This window comes from Corynebacterium sp. HMSC30G07 (assembly GCF_001806945.1).
Classification (GTDB): Bacteria; Actinomycetota; Actinomycetes; order Mycobacteriales; family Mycobacteriaceae; genus Corynebacterium; species Corynebacterium riegelii.
The window spans coordinates 151,210-167,188 of the sequence record NZ_KV786467.1 but is presented as its reverse complement, the minus strand read 5'-3'; the positions used below and the strand labels follow the sequence as shown (position 1 = coordinate 167,188).

The following is a 15,979-nucleotide window of genomic DNA, read 5'->3' as shown; positions in this document are numbered from 1 at the left end:
AGCCTAGGCTGACATTTAATTAGCACGAGGCCTTATGGCAAACACCATGGGAGTAATTACATGAGCACGAACGACGTTGAAACCGCCGACTTCGCCGAAGCTTCGGTCCAGGAGTCCCTCTTCGACATCGGCCCGTCCGATGAAGTTGGCTACCGCGTGCCAATCGCATGCCAAGTTGCGGGCATTACCTACCGCCAGCTTGACTACTGGGCACGCACCAACCTGGTGCGCCCGTCCATCCGCGGTGCGAAGGGATCCGGCTCCCAGCGTCTGTATTCCTTCAAGGACATCCTGGTGCTCAAGATTGTCAAGGGCCTGCTGGATACCGGTATCTCGCTGCAGAACATCCGCTTGGCGGTGGACAAGCTGCGTGACCGCGGTGTGAACGACATCGCCGAGATCACCCTGGTGTCTGATGGTGCGACGGTCTACGAGTGCCGCAGCAACGAAGAAATCATCGACCTGCTCAACGGCGGCCAGGGCGTGTTTGGCATCGCCGTGCCGCAGATCATGAAGGATCTGACCGGTACTATCTCCGCGTTCCCGTCCGAGCGTGTTGTTGAGGACGCTGAGCCGGACAACGTCGTCGGCATCGATGAACTGGCGGCACGCCGCCAGCGCAAGACCTCTTAGACGCTCGTTTACGCTCCCGCTGCCTCCCGCACTGCCTGCGGGAGGTTTTCTGCTTCAATCCACGTGCTGGCGACCTCCTTGACCGCCGCATCGGGCTCCTGCGTACCGACGTGCACGCCAATGACCTCAACCTTGTCACCAGCGAGCTGACGGATCTGGTTTACAAACGCCTCGTCGGCTGCCGGGTCGCCGTTGGCGTCGGCGGTGCCGGTGGTGATCAACACGACGCGTACGGGTTCCTCACGCTGCGCCATCTCGGCCACCGCGGCACTGACCGCCTCGCGGGTCTGCGGCACACCACCCGTGCCCAACCTGCCCACAACATCAGCGATGTACTCAGCGTCAGGCGTCATATCAACGTTATGGCGGTAGCCCTGCGTCACCCCGGGGCTTAACGGGGAGGAGTAGTTCCACAGCGCTACCTCGTGGCCGTCAGCCTGGACGTCACGTGCCGCCTGATCGACCGCCTCCTGAGCCTGGGCCATAAACGGTGTCATTGCGTCCGAAGTATCCAGGACAAACAGGGTGTTTCGGCCCTCACTAGTCAGTGCCGCGCCACCATCCGGCAACGCCGCCGCCCACACGGTTTCCGGGATCAGCGGCTGCGAAACCTCAGCAGCCGACACGCGCTCGGCGGCGAAACGTGCGAAATCCTGGCCTGCACGCGCCTGGTTCTCATCCACCGTGTTAGTACTGTTCAGCGGGATCGCGGCATACTCCACGGCACCGTCGAGCGCCTGGAAGTCTTCCGCCTTCTGGCTTGCGGATGCCACCGTCAACCCATCAGCAGGTGCCTCACCATCGACGGCTTGCTCGGTAAGTGCATGGACGGCTTGCGCGGGGCCGTCCGCAAGCAGGAAAGCCACAACCGCATTTGCCTCCGGAGTGTTGGTGGGGAAGCGGACATTGTTCAACGAAACCTCACCCTTGCCCGCAACACCAACCTGGTCCACATACACAACGGCCGGCTCCGCAACCGCCGAAGAACGCTGCGCGCGACTCAACTCCTCCTGCGTAATGGACGTTGCTGGGGCGAGGTACACCGCAGCGTCCGCAATCTTGTCCGTAATCACCGGCAAGATGCAGTGCTCACGCACTACCGGCTTCGATGCCGCGTAGGCGCCGATGAGCTCCTGGGCGATCTGCTCATTGCTTGTGGCTACCGGCAACGCGAGCTCACCAAGCACACAGGGTTTCTCCTGCGCAGTCGTCTCGCTTTCGTCACCGCGCTGGCTCACAGACCACACCACACCGCCAGTGAGGGCCAACACCGCGCACAGCGCCGCGATCGCCCCGCCCGAAAGAGAGTAGTTGTTCTTACCGTTGGAATGCCGACCCATAGGGGCCAATCCTAGTCCGCAACCTCAGCAGAATCATCGACCAACAGGGCATCCAACAACGCGAGAAGTTGCGCCCGAATCGGCGCAGCCTCTGCGGCAAGTGCTCGTTGCCGCGCCACGTACTGCGCTTTGCCCTCCGGCGTCTCAACCGGGACAACGCCAAAGCCCAACCCGCGGCAGTCATAGGGGGAGGCCTCCATATCCAACGTACGAGCCTTTACCGCCAACTCAAAGGCATCCAGCAGCAGCTCACCTGGGACAACCGGGCCCATCTTCGCCGCCCACTTGTACAAATCCATAGACACATGCACGCATCCAGCCTGATCGTTAGCAACCTGCCCCTCACGCGTCAGCACCGTCACGTTCAACGGCTTGGCGGCAGGCGTGAAGAAACGGTACGCATCAAAGTGGCTGCACTTGACCTGGTGTGCCTCAACCACCGCATCGGTGCCTTCAGGACCAAGGCGCAGCGGCAAATCATGGCGCGGCGTATCCCGGTAAACCATCGCCCACTCATGCATGCCAAAGCAGTCAAAGTGTGGCGAGCGCTGCTGCGTTGCCCGCAACAGTTCGCGGATACGCTGCATGTCGTTACCGCGTTTGGCCAGGAATTCGGTGGGGTTGAAGGAGGCGTTATCTGGGGCGTCGATAAGCAGAATGCCCAACCCCGGATGCCACCGCTCAAGCTGGCTGGCCCGCACCGGATAGTACTCAAAGAGGAAATCCCACACAGGGTGCTTCTCACCACGAGTGCGGCGCTGGCGATGCGGGACCGTATAGCGGCTGGCACGCTCCAGATGAGCCGCCTGACGTGCCTGCCAGACCTGCGGGGGAAGACTAATCGTCTTCATGCGTCCAGTCGGTCACGGTACCCACGTACTCCTCAATGATGTCCTCGAGTGCGGCGACACCCACCAGCTCACCATCCACACGCACCTGCGCCATATGCGCCGAACGACGGTGCATACTTGTCAACGCATCATCCAGGGACTGCGAGCCATCCACAATGCTCAACGGACGAATACGGCTGACCGGCACAAGCGCACGATCATCCTCCGCCGCAAGGAAATCCAAAATGTCCTTCACATGCACATAGCCAACCAACACGCCCGGCGCGCGCTCAACGGGATAACGCGAAAAGCCAGTCTCACGTACTGCCTCTTCGATCTCATCAAGGCGAATGCCGCGCGGGTGGTACGCAAGGGTGCGCACCTCATCCAACGGGATCATCACCTCAGTGACACTGCGAGACTCCGTACGCAGGGCGTTGGCCAAACGACGCGTCTCCTCCGCATCCAGCAAGCCTTCCTCGTTGGACTCACGGATCATGGTGGCCAGCTGCTCCTGGTCCACCGTGGATTCCAGTTCATCGCGTTGTTCAATACCGAAGGCTAGCAACGTCTTACGAGCCACCCAGTTCATCGCCTCTAGCAGCGGGCGCGTCAGGCGCATCCACACCGAAAAGGCCGGCACCAGTAGCATCGCGGTCTTCTCCGGGCCCGCAATGGCAATGTTCTTGGGCACCATCTCACCCAACAAAATGTGCAGGAACGAGATGATGATTAGTGCGATGACAAAGCTGATGGGGTGCAACAGCTCCGGCGGCAGACTTGTCGAGGCAAACGGCACCTCAATGTAATGGGCAATCGCAGGCTCGGCCACCTTACCCAGAATCAGTGACGCCACCGTGATACCAAACTGCGCACCAGCCAAGTAGATAGAGAGGTGCTCCGTGGCGTAAAGCACGCCCTTGGCTTCCTTCTTGCCCTGGGCCAAGAGTGACTCAAGACGGTCACGGCGCGAAGACACCAGTGCAAACTCCGCCGCGACGAAGAACGCATTCGCCAACAGGAGGACGACAATAAGCAAAACTGCAGTCACAATGCTCACAACGCACCGCCTTCCTGTAACGCTGCGGCTTGCTCCGGCGTAACGGGGGACAAGATGGCGCGCTCCACGCGGCGATCATCCATCACCGTCACGCGAGCCAGCCAGAAGCCGTCCCTGACGGTCTCCAGCTCCTCCTGAAAGCTCGTCGCCGTAAACTGCGGCAGCACAACCTTGTCGCCCACCTGCGGAATCCGACCAAGCGCCGACATGATCAGGCCACCAAGCGTTTCATAAGGCCCGTCCGGGGCGGCGTAGCCGGTTTTCTGCGTGAGCTCATCAAGACGCACAAGGCCCGCAACCTCCCAGGAGGTGCCGAAGCGTTGGAAGTCGCGCTCGGATTCTACGTCGTCGTACTCGTCGTACACCTCGCCGAGGATTTCCTCAACCACGTCCTCAATGGTCACAAGGCCTTGGGTACCGCCGTACTCATCGGCCACCAGCACAACCTGGGAGCCGGCGGAGCGCACGCGGTTGAGCACTGCATCTCCATCGAGTGTGCCCGGCACAAACGGCACTGGGCGTGCCATGGAGGCAAGCTTGGTGGTACTGCGCGCCTCACGCGGAACGTTGAATGCGTCCTTGATGTGGACCACGCCAATCGTGTCGTCCAGATCGCCTCGGCGTACCGGGAAACGCGAGTGGCCGGACTCCTGCGCAAGCGCGATGAGATCCGCTACGGTGTCCTCCGCGTCCAGCGCTTCGATGGTGGAACGCGGCGTCATCACCTCTTCTGCAGTGGTCTCGCCGAAGCGCAGCGAGCGGTCAATCACGGCAGCCGTGTCCGCGTCCAGGCCGCCTGCCTCAGCCGAGTTGCGCACCATTGCGCCAAGCTCCTGGCCCGAGCGTGCCGACGCCAACTCATCCGCCGGCTCAATACCCATCTTGCGCACAATCCAGTTAGCGGAGGAGTTCATCGCCTTGATAAACCACTTGAACACCGCGTTAAACGCATTCACCGGCGGAACGACGAAACGAGCGGTGTGCAGCGGCTCTGTGATTGCGATGTTCTTCGGTACAAGCTCGCCGAACACCATGGAAAGCACCGTGGCCACTACAAGCGCAAGCACCAGGGCAACGGGGCGCGAGGCGCTTTCGCTCAAGCCCACTAACTGAAGGAGGGGAGTGAAATACTGGCCGAGTACGGGCTCTGCCAAGAAGCCAGCGGCCAGCGTGGTCAGCGTGATGCCCAGCTGCGCGCCGGACAACACGAAAGACAGGTTGCTATGGCTGCGCGCCACTGCGCGCGCCCGGGCGTCGCCCTTTTCCCGCACGTGCGCCTCAATAGTGGAGCGCTCAAGGCCCGTCATGGCGAACTCGATAGCCACGAACAAGCCCGTGGATGCGGTGAGAAGCAGAAACCCGATAAGGGCGAGGATGGATATGAATATGTCCATGGTGTGGTGCTAGCGCGAGCGCTTTAGCGTGAGTGTCTCCTCCTGCGTTGCTGGTTGGTGCGACGCTGGTTGTTTCGGCGCCGGTTGTGTTGCGGTTTGCCTGAAGACCGTGCGGGGGCTGCAGCACGCTGCGGCTGTCCCGGCGGTGGCAAAGGTTGCCCTTCAGGCTTTGTTGCCCCAGTAATTTTAATCAGCTCGGGGCTCAGCGGCTGTACTTGGACCTCCGGCGCGTCCACACCCGCCTTCTTCAGCAGCGTTGCAACCTCTTTGCGCTGCTCATCCATCACCAACGTCACTACCGTGCCCGTGGTTCCGGCGCGGGCGGTGCGCCCTGCGCGGTGCAGGTACGCCTTGTGCTCGGCGGGTGGGTCGATGTGGACGACCAACGAGACGTCATCAATATCGATACCTCGCGCCGCAATATCGGTGGCCACCAGCACGGGCGTCGAGCCGTCCGTAAACCCCTCGATTGCGCGGGTGCGTGCGCCCTGGCCTTTATCGCCGTGCAGCCCTTGGGCGTGGATGCCAACGCGGCGCAACTTCTTTACTTGCCTGTCCACGCCGTGCTTGGTGCGCATGAACATGATCGTCTTACCTTTACGCGCTGCGATCTGCGTGACAATCTCGGCGCGCGTGTCCCGGTTGCCAACCAGCAGCCGGTAGTGCTCCATCGTGTCCACTGCAGCCTCAACCGGGGCGGTGGAATGGGTGACAGGGCAGTGCATGTAGCGCTTGACCAGCTTGTCCACGTCCCCGTCCAGAGTCGCGGAAAACAGCAGGCGCTGCCCGCCGCTAGGCGTCATGTCCAGCAGTTTGCGTACCTGTGGGATGAAACCCATGTCTGCCATCTGGTCGGCCTCATCAAGCGCGGTGATCTCCACTCGATCCAGGTGTAGATAACCCTGGTTGACCAGGTCCTGGGCGCGGCCCGGGGTGGCCACCAAAATATCTACCGGGGCGGCGAGCGCACGGATGTGGTGGTTGATATTCACGCCACCGACAACCTCAATCACCCGCAGCCCAAGCGCGCCTGCTGGCTCCTCCAGCCGCTCCCGGATCTGGGTGGCCAGCTCACGCGTCGGTGCCAAAATAAGACCTCGGGGCTTTCCGCTTTTCGACGGCGCGCCTTCCAACCTCGCCGCCATCGGCAACCCAAACGTAAACGTCTTGCCGGAACCAGTCGGCCCGCGGCCAAGCACGTCCTTGCCCGCAAGCACGTCCGGGATCGCCGCCTGCTGGATGGGGAAGGCATCCGTGATGCCCTGTTTGTGCAGGACACGGACAATGTCGCGGGGCAGGCCGAGGTCGGCGAAAGAAGTCATCCGAAAGATTCTAGTAGGACAACTCTTCGCGGTCACCCGACCACGCGGTATGGAACGTGCCCTCCATATCCACACGGCGGTAGGTGTGCGCGCCGAAGAAGTCGCGCTGGCCCTGAATCAGTGCCGCCGGCAGGCGCTTGGAGCGCAGCGAATCGTAGTAGGACAGGGAAGACGCGAACACGGGCACGGGCAGGCCGAGGCGGGTGGCGGTGACCACGATGCGTCGCCAAGCATCAACAAGCCCCTTTTCCAGCTCACCCTTGAAGTACGGATCAAGCAACAGGGAGGCAAGCTCCGGGTCGCGCTCATAGGCCTCAGTGATGCGGTTAAGGAACTGCGCGCGAATGATGCAGCCGCCACGCCAGATACGAGCCAGATCGCCCGGCTTGATGCCCCAGTTGTACTCCTGGGAGCCCGCGTTGATCTCATCGAAGCCCTGGGCGTACGCCACCAACTTGGAGGCGTACAGGGCGCGGCGTACATCCTCCACAAACTCCTCGCGCGACACTCCCAGTGCCTCAAGCGTGGTCACATCGCCCGCAGGCAGGATCGCGCTCTGGGCCGCCTCACGCTGCGCGAGCGCTGAAGACAAGGCGCGGGCAAACACAGCCTCACCAATACCGGTCACCGGCACGCCCAGGTCAAGCGCTTCTTTCACCGTCCAACGGCCGGTGCCCTTTTGGCCAGCGGCGTCCACAATGATGTCAATGAACGGCTTGCCGGTACGCGCATCCACCTGGCGCAGCACCTCAGCGGTGATCTCAATCAGGTAGGAATCCAGATCACCCTTGTTCCACTCCGTGAAAATGTCCGCGATCTCCGCAGGCTCCAGCCCGGCAGCGTAACGCAGCAAATGGTAAGCCTCACCAATAACCTGCATATCCGCGTACTCAATGCCGTTGTGCACCATCTTCACAAAGTGGCCGGCGCCATCCGGTCCGATGTGAGTCACACACGGTGTGCCGTCCACCTTCGCCGAAATATCCTCCAGCAGCGGACCCAAGGTCTCCCAAGACTCCGCAGGACCGCCCGGCATAATTGACGGCCCACGCAACGCACCTTCCTCACCACCAGAAATACCGGCGCCCACAAAGTGACGGCCCGTGGCAGCAACCTCCCGCTCACGACGGATCGTGTCCGTGAACAGGGCATTACCGCCGTCAATGATGATGTCACCCTCATCCATCGCCTCAACCAGCTGCGCGATCACAGCATCCGTCGCGGCACCCGCCTGCACCATGATGATCGCCTTACGAGGACGCTCAAGCGAGGCCACAAACTCCTCGATCGTCTCAGCCGGAATGAAGTTGCCCTCATGGCCAAACTCCGCAACCACCGCGCGGGTCTTCTCCGGCGAGCGGTTATAAATAGCCACAGTGTGGCCCTTGGATGCGAAGTTACGCGCCAGGTTGGAGCCCATCACAGCCATACCAACAACGCCGATCTGAGCAAGGGAAGTATCCGAAGCAAGTGGGGTAGTCATGCAGCACAGTGTACGTGGCCGCGTTGGGCAACTGCGTCTCGGATTAGTTTCCGACTAGCCCACAAACCCCAACACCATACGTATAGTGACCGGCATGGAAATTGCAGAGATCAACCGCATGAATACCGGATTCGCCCAAACCATCGGCATGGAAGTCACCGCTTGCTCCGAAGAAGAGATCAAAGCCCACATCGACGTGGGCCCTGAGCACCTCCAACCGGCAGGCATTGTCAACGGCGGCGTCTACGCAGCCATCGGCGAGACGCTGGGCAGCCTTGCAGCCATGTTCACCAGCCAAAAAGCAGCCGTGGGTATGAACAACAACACGGATTTTCTTCGTCCAGTGACTTCCGGTCGCATCGAGGCCGAAGCCATCCCAGTTCACATTGGTCGCACCACGCACCTGTGGCGCATCGAAATGCGCAACAACGACAAGCTAGTGGCAATCACCAACCTGAAGTTGATGATTAAGGGCTAGCTACTCAGGCTAGAGCCAGTGGTTCTTCCGGAACCACCAGAACATCAGCGCCATCGCGCTAAGCATTACTAACAGTGCGGCTGGGTAGCCAAACGCCCACCCTAACTCCGGCATGTTCTCAAAGTTCATGCCGTAAATACCAGCAATAAGTGTCGGCACAGCGGCCATACCAACCACAGCTGAGATCGTGCGCATGTCGGCGTTTTGCTGCATGCTCACCTTCGCTACCGAAGCGTTCAGCAGGGAAGACAGACGCTCATCAAAGCCCGAAACGCGATCCGAGGCAATTGTTGCGTTGTCCTGTACGTCGCGGAAGTAGGATCGCAGCGCTTTGCGCACCATGTCTTTGTTATTGGTCAGGCCGTTTCGAAGCGCAGGCGCCAGCGGATCAATTGCGTGGCGCATCTCCAAGATCTCACGCTTGTAGCTGTAGATCTTGTCAATGTTAATTTGGCGCTTCGGCGTGAACACTTCATTTTCCAGCTCATCCACGTCCTGGCTCAGGTATTCCGCGACCCGCAGATAGTTGTCCACCAAGTAGTCCGCCACAATCCACGCAACCGCACTGGGCCCAAGGACAACGAGGTCTTCTTCCGCCTCCAGCTGGGCAGTCAGATCCGGCAGTGGTGCGTTGTGGCGAATGCTTACCGCAAAATTCGGTCCCGTAACCACCTGCACCTCGCCAGTGGAAATGATCTCACGGGCGTCCGCTACTTCTTCGTCATCGCGGTAGTGCACGGAGCGAACAACCATAAACAACTGCTCGTCGTAGCGTTCGATCTTGGGACGCTGGTGGGCGTCCAACACATCGTCCACAATCAGGTCATCAATATCGAAGATGCCGGCAAGCCGCTCCATCTGATCCTCAGTAGGGGACTTCAGCGACAACCACACAAACGCGTTCTCGTGCTGCTGCACAATCTCCATCGCTTGGTTGACGCGAATATTGCCGGGCAGACGCTTGCCGTCAACAAACACCCGGCAAAAATCCATCGAGCGCTCAATAGGCACCCGGATGGGTGTATTCGACGGGGGCTCGGGTCTTTTCGGTCGCGGTCGCGTAAGTGGAATGCGTGGCGGCATGGGCTCCAAGCCCCCTTTCATTGGATCAAGGGGAGGGCGCTCCCGAGGCGCTCTCAACGTAATAGGTGATACTACGCGCAGACCCCGGGTTAGAAAACTGTCAGGCCACGGGAGCGAAATACTGAACGCACATGTTCCAAAGATTCCGCTGTCGGGGGAGTCGTGTCCTCCAACTGGTAGTCCAAACCAATCTTCTTCCACTTGTCCGCGCCCATGTTGTGAAAGGGTAGGACCTCTACACGCTCAACGGTGCCTTTCCAGCGTGCGACGATGTCAGCGACCTGTTGCACGTTGTCCTCACCATCCGTCAGGCCCGGCACAAGCACGAAACGTACCCAGACCTTTTTGCCCTTTGCGTGAAGACGATCACCGAACTCAATCGTCGGCTGCAACTGCCGTTCAGTGACGTGCTCATAGGTGTTCGGATCACCAGACTTCACGTCCAAGAGGAACAGGTCGATGTTGTCCAAGTCCTCGTCCGTTAGTCGCGCGCCCAAGTAACCGGAAGTATCAACCGTGGTGTGCACGCCCGCGTCATGCACCGCCTTGAGCAGACGACGGGTAAACGCGATCTGGAACAGCGGCTCACCACCCGACAGCGTTAACCCGCCACCGGAGGCGTTGAACACAGGTTTGTAGCGTAGGACGCGCTTTACCACAGCGTCGATACGCTCCAAAGTGCCCTCTTTCATCTCCATCGTGTCCGGGTTGTGGCAGAACTTACACCGCAACGGACAACCAGACAGGAAGAGCGTCAAACGGGTGCCCGGGCCGTCAACCGCAGTCACCAACTCCCACGAGTGGATCAAGCCGATCTCGCCGGTACGGCGTGCGTCGAGCAACTCTGGGCGGGTGATCTCCAAATCATCCGTGGATAGCCCACCTAAACCGGCAGCGACGCCGCGCACGCGTTCACCCTGTTCGGGCTGAAGCGTGACAACGCCGCTGGTGCCATCAAACGCCATTTACGCGCCCTGGTGGAAGGTACGGGAAATGACGTCGCGCTGCTGCTCCTTCGTCAGCTTGACAAAGTTCACGGCGTAGCCGGAAACGCGCACCGTCAGGTTCGGGTAGTTCTCTGGGTGCTCCATCGCATCTTCAAGCGTGGACTCGTCCAACACGTTAATGTTGGCGTGGTACAGGCCAGACTCCATGTTGTTTGCAGCACGGGATGCCTTCATGGAGGCGAGACGCTCGTCAAAAGTAGGGGTAGACATTGTTCGAAGTGCTCCTTTATCTGTGTGAAGTGGGGGATTAGGCCGGCTGGATGGTCGTGTCAGCGTTGTCCATGATGAAGCCCGCGTCCAAGACACCAACCAGGTTCTTTACCTGCTCTTCCTTGTTGCGGCCAAGACCAGCAGGAGTGATGGTGTTGGTCAGCGAAATGCCGTCCAGCGCATCGTTGTAGTCCAGCTTGCCAACCGACAGCATGGAGGCAACCATGCCGTGGTTATCGGCACCGTTTTCCGGGTTTGCGCCCGGCGCGAACGGAGTACCGGCCTTGTGCCCGGACGGGAACGAACCGGTGGCCTTGCCGTAGACAACGTTGGAGGTAATGGTCAGCACGGACTGCGTCGGAATGGCGTCGCGGTACATCGGGATCGCCTTGATCTTCTGCATCACGGTGTGCACCACGGTGGCAGCGATGTCGTCCGCACGGTCATCGTCGTTGCCGTAGAACGGGAACTCACCCTCGGTGATGTAGTCCACCACTAGGCCGGTCTCATCACGAACCGGGAAGACCTTGGCGTACTTAATCGCGCTGAGTGAGTCAGCCACAATGGATAGGCCTGCAATACCGCAGCCCATGGTGCGGATGATGTCAGAATCATGCAGCGCCATCTCAATGGACTCGTAGGCGTAGCGGTCGTGGCAGTAGTGGATGATGTTCAGCGCCTCAACATAGGTGCCCACAACCCAGTCGAGCATTTCCTCGTACTTCTGCCAGACTTCGTCGAAGTCCAGTGGGCCGTCGCCAAGAATCGGCGTGTGGTCGCCATCGGTGATCTGCTTGCCGCTGACCTCATCGCGGCCGCCGTTGATGGCGTACAGCAGCGCCTTCGCCGCGTTGACGCGCGCGCCGAAGAACTGCATCTGCTTGCCCACCTTCATAGGAGACACGCAGCAAGCGATGGCGGCGTCATCGCCCCACTTGTCACGAATCTGTTTGTCAGACTCATACTGCAGCGAGGACGTCTCAATGGAAATCGCGGCGCAGAATTCCTTGTATCCCTCCGGCAGCTGCGGGTCCCAGAAGATCGTGATGTTCGGCTCTGGTGCCGGGCCAAGATTGCGCAGCGTCTGCAGCAGGCGGAACGCAGTCTTGGTTACTTGGTGGCGGCCGTCCTCGGAGAAGCCTGCGTCCGTCCAGGTAGCCCAGTACGGGTCACCGGAGAAGATCTGGTCATAGTCCTCGGTGCGCAAGAAACGCACGATGCGCAGCTTGATTACCAGCGCGTCGATGATCTCCTGAGCTTCAACCTCGGTCAGGGTGCCGTTGGCCAGGTCGCGCTCAAAGTAGGCATCCAGGAAAGGGGAGAGGCGGCCAATAGACATGGCAGCGCCGTCCTGGCTCTTGACTGACGCCAAGTAGCCGAAGTAGGTCCACTGCACTGCTTCCTTAGCGGTGGAAGCCGGTCCGGAGATGTCGAAGCCATAGTCCGCGGCCATCTTCTTCAGCTTCTTCAGCGCTTTGATCTGCTCGGCGTGTTCCTCGCGGTAGCGCGCCCAATGCTCGGAGAACCCGTTAGCAAGCGAGGCGTCCTTGGCTTGCTGCTTTTCCTCAATGAGGTAGTCCACGCCGTAGAGCGCCACACGGCGGTAGTCACCAATGATGCGGCCACGGCCATAGGCATCCGGCAAGCCCGTGACGATGTGGGAGGAACGTGCCGCACGGATGCGAGGCGTGTAAATGTCAAACACCGCGTCATTGTGTGTCTTGCGGTAGTGGGTGAAGATTTTCTTCACATCTTCATTGACCTCTTTGCCGGCTTCTTTAATGGCCTGCTCGACCATGCGCCAGCCGCCGTTCGGCATCATGGCGCGCTTGGTTGGGGTGTCCGTCTGCAGGCCAACAATCACATCATCATCTTCGGAGATGTAGCCCGGGGCAAACGCGTCGATGTCTGCAGGCGTGTCCGTATCTACGTCATACACACGGCGTTCACGTTCAACAGCGAGGTAGGTTTTGTCTAGATAGTCCCAGAGGCGAAGCGTCTTTTCGGTAGCGCCTTCAAGGAACGAAGCGTCCCCGTCGTACGGGGTGTAGTTGCGCTGCACGAAGTCGCGGACGTCAATTGTTTCCATCCACGGGCCCGGCGTGAAGCCTTCCCATGCTTGGTGCTGCATTTGCGGCTGAGTAGAAACTGTCACAGTTGCACGGTCCTTCTGTTGACTATTGAAGTGTTCCTGCGGCTGCGCTTGGGCAATTCCCGCTTGACGACGCCACGCGCGTGCCGCTCACATCCAAGTATAAAGAAAACCGGCCCCTTTAGGTAATACGAATGGCGTGACGTTTGGCACAGAAAACCCGCCCTCATGGTGAGGGCGGGGGAGCTGAGTGCTGCTAGCCTTGGCCAGCTTTCGGCCTCGGCTACTTTTCGGTCTCCGTGTTTTCACGCGCCACGCGCTGCAGCAACTGGCCATTGGTGGTGACCAGGTTGTAACGACGCGAGTTCAGCGCGTTGAGCAGCCACGTAAACGAGGTGACCACGCGGTTGCGCAGACCCTGCAGGAACTGAACGTGGACGAACAGCCACATCAACCAGCCAATGAAGCCGCTGAACTCAACCTTGCCCATCTTCACCACAGCGTTGAAGCGGGAGATGATCGCCATGGAACCCTTGTCAAAGTAGCTGAACGGGTCACGCTGATCCGGCTCCACGCCGTGCTCAACCTGCTCTGTGATGATCTTGGCCACGTACTCGCCAGACTGCATAGCCACCTGGGCAACGCCCGGAAGCTTGTTCAGGCTCATCATGTCGCCGATGATGAACACGTTGCGCTTGTCACCCACGGAGCAGTCCGGGTTGACCTGGACGGTGCCGTTGCGGTTGACCTCAACGCCAGTCTGCTCAGCCACAATACGGCCCAGCGGGGAAGCCTCAACACCAGCGGACCAGATCTTGGTCGCAGCCTTGATGGTCGTCTCCTCATTGGTCTTGGTGTCCTTGTAGGTCACGGACTCTGCGTCCACATTGGATACCAAGGCGTTGAGGATCACAGTTACGCCTTCGCGCTCCAGCTGGCGCTGAGCCTTCTTGCCCAATCGCTTGCCAAATGGCGGAAGGACCTGCGGCATGCCGTCGATAAGCACGATCTTGGTCATCTCCGGGCGGAAGGTGAACTGGCCCTGCTCGAAGGAACGGTGAGCGAGCTCAGAGATCTGGCCTGCCAGCTCAACACCGGTCGGGCCAGCGCCCACGATGACGAAAGTGAGCAGCTCCTCGCGCTCTTCAGGCGTTGCAGCAAGCTCGGCACGCTCGAAGGCATCCATGATGCGTGCGCGGACCTCAAACGCGTCATCCAGGGTCTTCAGACCCGGTGCGAACTCGGCGAAGTGGTTATTGCCAAAGTAGGACTGGCCAGCGCCGGCAGCCAGGATCAGGGAGTCATACGCGTAAGCGCGCTCCTCACCACCGTCAACGGCGGTGACGGTCTGGGCTTCCGTATCAATGTCAGTGACCTCGCCGCGCATAACCGTGAGGTTGTCAATGCCGCGGGTGAGCTGACGCACCGATACCGCGATCTCGCCAGAGGATAGAAGACCAGTTGCCACCTGGTAGAGCAGCGGAGCAAACAGGTGATGGTTGGTGCGGTTGATAAGCGTTACGTCCACGTCGGCACCCGCGAGCTCGCGGGCTGCATAAAGGCCACCGAAACCGGCACCGACGATGACTACGTGGTGGCGGTTACCAGTAGGGCGGTATGGCGTTGCTGCCATGTTGAAGCACTCCTTGTGATTGAAGCTGAAAATACCCCGGTAGATACTACGCCCCCATCCCGGGTTATAGCACAGTGAGGGCACTTAGCGGCACTAAGGTGAATGCAATGACAGTCAACAGCGCCGCCGATCACCTTGTGGGTGTGGATGCATCCGCATGGCCTGGAGTAGCTACGCCACCACACATACGTGGTGCCGCACTGCGATCAAGGCGTGCCGAGGCAGCGTTTGCCAAGGCGGCTTCCCAGGCAGGGCTTGCCCTTGATGGCGATGAACCCGCGCTGGTAGTTGCCCATGCGGATGTGTTTGCGCGAATTGCTGCTAGTGGCTGGATTGGCCTTGCGGAGGGATACCTGGCAGGAGAGTGGGAGACGGCAGACTCTGACGCGCTAGTGGCCGTGCTGCGCGGCCTCATCGCGGCAAAGTACTGTCCGAAAACCCCACGAATTTCACCCAGTAGGGCTGCTGATGAGCTGCCGCCAGACCTGATTAGCCATTTCTCCGGCGATGGCGTTAGCCCATTTCAGGGGCATTTTTCGACAGGTGTGCCTACCACGCAGCGTGAGCTGGTGAAATCCTTTGCGCGCGGCGCGGGGCGTCGACATGAACCTGCAAAACATTTCGTCGATGTGACGGAATTCGCCACACCGTTGGATGCAGGGCGCGGGGATTTGAGCGATGCACAAGCCCGCAGTGCCGCGATGCTCCTTGGCGCAGTGCATGCCGGAACAGGCATCCACCTGCAGATTCGGCCCGCGGCGGGCTCTGCGCTGGCGGTTGCGGCGAGCCGTCGTGGCGCGACCGTGGACTGCGTGGCAAATTCTGACCAAGCAGCTGCGGAGCTGCGTGAACAACTCACGTTTGCGGGTGTCGCCGATGCTGTGCGGGTTGAGACCTTGGGCGAAGCTGCCCACGGTGCGTATGACGCCATTGTGAGCGTGGAGCACCTTGAGACACTGCCGGAGAAGGCTAAGGGGGAGTTCCTGCGCTTGCTTGATAACTCCCTGGTTCCAAGCGGTATGGTGTGTATACAAACGGTGGTGTGTGTGGAGCGGTTGCCGTCGGCGGCCGTTGCGGCCCTCGAATCGCTGCGGGCATACATTTGGCCGGGCTTAAGCTTTTCGACGTCACACGACATCGCCAAAACCACCGACCGGAACACCGGACTGCGCATCATCGCGGAGACGCGAGCGCCGGAGCACCTGGCTGAATCGTTGGCGTTGCAGCGCCGAACCTTTGAGGGCAATCTGCGCGACGCGGCGGCCGATGGGTTTGACGTTGTGTACCGGCGCCTGTGGATCTGGCAGCTGGCGCTGCGCGAGGCGTTGGCGCGAGAGGGGATGCTGAGCTTGACACAGCTGACCATGGTTAGGCGCCGGCGTCGCGGGCGCTAGGCCGAAGGGCGGGACTAGGG

At 60.3% G+C, this 15,979-nt stretch carries 14 protein-coding genes; 3 read left to right on the top strand and 11 right to left on the bottom strand.

Annotated features, from left to right (window positions below):
• Nucleotides 1–60 precede the first annotated feature (60 nt).
• Complete coding sequence (locus HMPREF3104_RS07270) at nucleotides 61–633, top strand: MerR family transcriptional regulator (RefSeq protein ID WP_052204372.1); 573 nt, start codon at nucleotides 61–63, stop codon at nucleotides 631–633.
• Nucleotides 634–641: 8 nt separating this feature from the next.
• Here the strand turns inward: HMPREF3104_RS07270 and HMPREF3104_RS07265 are convergent, their stop codons facing one another.
• The 6 genes from HMPREF3104_RS07265 to gndA are packed head-to-tail and all read right to left on the bottom strand — an operon-like array spanning nucleotide 642 to nucleotide 8,062.
• A complete protein-coding gene (locus HMPREF3104_RS07265) occupies nucleotides 642–1,973 on the bottom strand; it encodes a VWA domain-containing protein (protein WP_070494980.1) in 1,332 nt (443 codons plus the stop codon).
• An 11-nt stretch (nucleotides 1,974–1,984) separates the two neighbouring features.
• Nucleotides 1,985–2,824 carry a 3-methyladenine DNA glycosylase gene (locus HMPREF3104_RS07260; protein ID WP_070494979.1) on the bottom strand — a complete coding sequence of 280 codons (840 nt, stop codon included), beginning with the start codon at nucleotides 2,822–2,824 and terminating at the stop codon, nucleotides 1,985–1,987.
• On the bottom strand, nucleotides 2,811–3,863 hold the full coding sequence (locus HMPREF3104_RS07255) for a hemolysin family protein (RefSeq protein ID WP_070494978.1): 1,053 nt from the start codon (nucleotides 3,861–3,863) through the stop codon (nucleotides 2,811–2,813). Before HMPREF3104_RS07255 ends, HMPREF3104_RS07260 begins: the two co-directional genes overlap by 14 nt.
• Entirely contained in the window at nucleotides 3,860–5,257 is a 1,398-nt protein-coding gene (locus HMPREF3104_RS07250) for a hemolysin family protein (protein ID WP_070494977.1), read from the bottom strand. Before HMPREF3104_RS07250 ends, HMPREF3104_RS07255 begins: the two co-directional genes overlap by 4 nt.
• A gap of 23 nt (nucleotides 5,258–5,280) precedes the next feature.
• Complete coding sequence (locus tag HMPREF3104_RS07245; RefSeq protein WP_070494976.1) at nucleotides 5,281–6,579, bottom strand: DEAD/DEAH box helicase; 1,299 nt, start codon at nucleotides 6,577–6,579, stop codon at nucleotides 5,281–5,283.
• Between the two features lie 10 nt (nucleotides 6,580–6,589).
• Nucleotides 6,590–8,062 carry an NADP-dependent phosphogluconate dehydrogenase gene (gene gndA, locus HMPREF3104_RS07240; protein WP_070494975.1) on the bottom strand — a complete coding sequence of 491 codons (1,473 nt, stop codon included), beginning with the start codon at nucleotides 8,060–8,062 and terminating at the stop codon, nucleotides 6,590–6,592.
• Nucleotides 8,063–8,156: 94 nt separating this feature from the next.
• On the opposite strand from gndA, the gene HMPREF3104_RS07235 reads away from it, so the two are divergent.
• On the top strand, nucleotides 8,157–8,540 hold the full coding sequence (locus HMPREF3104_RS07235) for a PaaI family thioesterase (protein WP_070495010.1): 384 nt from the start codon (nucleotides 8,157–8,159) through the stop codon (nucleotides 8,538–8,540).
• Nucleotides 8,541–8,549: 9 nt separating this feature from the next.
• On the opposite strand, the gene HMPREF3104_RS07230 is transcribed toward HMPREF3104_RS07235, so the two are convergent.
• From HMPREF3104_RS07230 to HMPREF3104_RS07210, 5 genes are all read right to left on the bottom strand, one after another.
• Nucleotides 8,550–9,623: a magnesium and cobalt transport protein CorA gene (locus tag HMPREF3104_RS07230; RefSeq protein WP_070494974.1), complete on the bottom strand. Its 1,074-nt coding sequence runs from the start codon at nucleotides 9,621–9,623 to the stop codon at nucleotides 8,550–8,552.
• Nucleotides 9,624–9,712: 89 nt separating this feature from the next.
• The gene (gene pflA, locus HMPREF3104_RS07225) at nucleotides 9,713–10,588 is read right to left on the bottom strand and encodes a pyruvate formate-lyase-activating protein (protein ID WP_070494973.1); all 876 of its coding nucleotides are present in this window, start codon (nucleotides 10,586–10,588) and stop codon (nucleotides 9,713–9,715) included.
• Nucleotides 10,589–10,840, bottom strand: coding sequence for an autonomous glycyl radical cofactor GrcA2 (grcA2, locus tag HMPREF3104_RS07220; protein WP_052204353.1), 252 nt, complete (start codon nucleotides 10,838–10,840; stop codon nucleotides 10,589–10,591).
• A gap of 37 nt (nucleotides 10,841–10,877) precedes the next feature.
• Complete coding sequence (locus HMPREF3104_RS07215; protein ID WP_052204351.1) at nucleotides 10,878–12,971, bottom strand: pyruvate formate lyase family protein; 2,094 nt, start codon at nucleotides 12,969–12,971, stop codon at nucleotides 10,878–10,880.
• 244 nt (nucleotides 12,972–13,215) lie between these two features.
• On the bottom strand, nucleotides 13,216–14,565 hold the full coding sequence (locus HMPREF3104_RS07210) for an NAD(P)/FAD-dependent oxidoreductase (protein WP_070494972.1): 1,350 nt from the start codon (nucleotides 14,563–14,565) through the stop codon (nucleotides 13,216–13,218).
• Between the two features lie 107 nt (nucleotides 14,566–14,672).
• Here HMPREF3104_RS07210 and HMPREF3104_RS07205 point away from each other — a divergent pair, with 107 nt between their 5' ends.
• Nucleotides 14,673–15,959, top strand: a complete 1,287-nt coding sequence (locus HMPREF3104_RS07205) for an SAM-dependent methyltransferase (RefSeq protein WP_070494971.1) — start codon at nucleotides 14,673–14,675, stop codon at nucleotides 15,957–15,959.
• Nucleotides 15,960–15,979: the final 20 nt, after the last annotated feature.

Coding starts and splice junctions, on each gene's coding strand:
- HMPREF3104_RS07205 (WP_070494971.1), top strand. CDS start 14,673: ATGACAGTCAACAGCGCCGCCGATCACCTTGTGGGTGTGGATGCATCC.
- HMPREF3104_RS07235 (WP_070495010.1), top strand. CDS start 8,157: ATGGAAATTGCAGAGATCAACCGCATGAATACCGGATTCGCCCAAACC.
- HMPREF3104_RS07210 (WP_070494972.1), bottom strand. CDS start 14,565: ATGGCAGCAACGCCATACCGCCCTACTGGTAACCGCCACCACGTAGTC.
- HMPREF3104_RS07265 (WP_070494980.1), bottom strand. CDS start 1,973: ATGGGTCGGCATTCCAACGGTAAGAACAACTACTCTCTTTCGGGCGGG.
- pflA (WP_070494973.1), bottom strand. CDS start 10,588: ATGGCGTTTGATGGCACCAGCGGCGTTGTCACGCTTCAGCCCGAACAG.
- HMPREF3104_RS07230 (WP_070494974.1), bottom strand. CDS start 9,623: ATGCCGCCACGCATTCCACTTACGCGACCGCGACCGAAAAGACCCGAG.
- gndA (WP_070494975.1), bottom strand. CDS start 8,062: ATGACTACCCCACTTGCTTCGGATACTTCCCTTGCTCAGATCGGCGTT.
- HMPREF3104_RS07250 (WP_070494977.1), bottom strand. CDS start 5,257: ATGGACATATTCATATCCATCCTCGCCCTTATCGGGTTTCTGCTTCTC.
- grcA2 (WP_052204353.1), bottom strand. CDS start 10,840: ATGTCTACCCCTACTTTTGACGAGCGTCTCGCCTCCATGAAGGCATCC.
- HMPREF3104_RS07270 (WP_052204372.1), top strand. CDS start 61: ATGAGCACGAACGACGTTGAAACCGCCGACTTCGCCGAAGCTTCGGTC.
- HMPREF3104_RS07260 (WP_070494979.1), bottom strand. CDS start 2,824: ATGAAGACGATTAGTCTTCCCCCGCAGGTCTGGCAGGCACGTCAGGCG.
- HMPREF3104_RS07245 (WP_070494976.1), bottom strand. CDS start 6,579: ATGACTTCTTTCGCCGACCTCGGCCTGCCCCGCGACATTGTCCGTGTC.
- HMPREF3104_RS07215 (WP_052204351.1), bottom strand. CDS start 12,971: ATGCAGCACCAAGCATGGGAAGGCTTCACGCCGGGCCCGTGGATGGAA.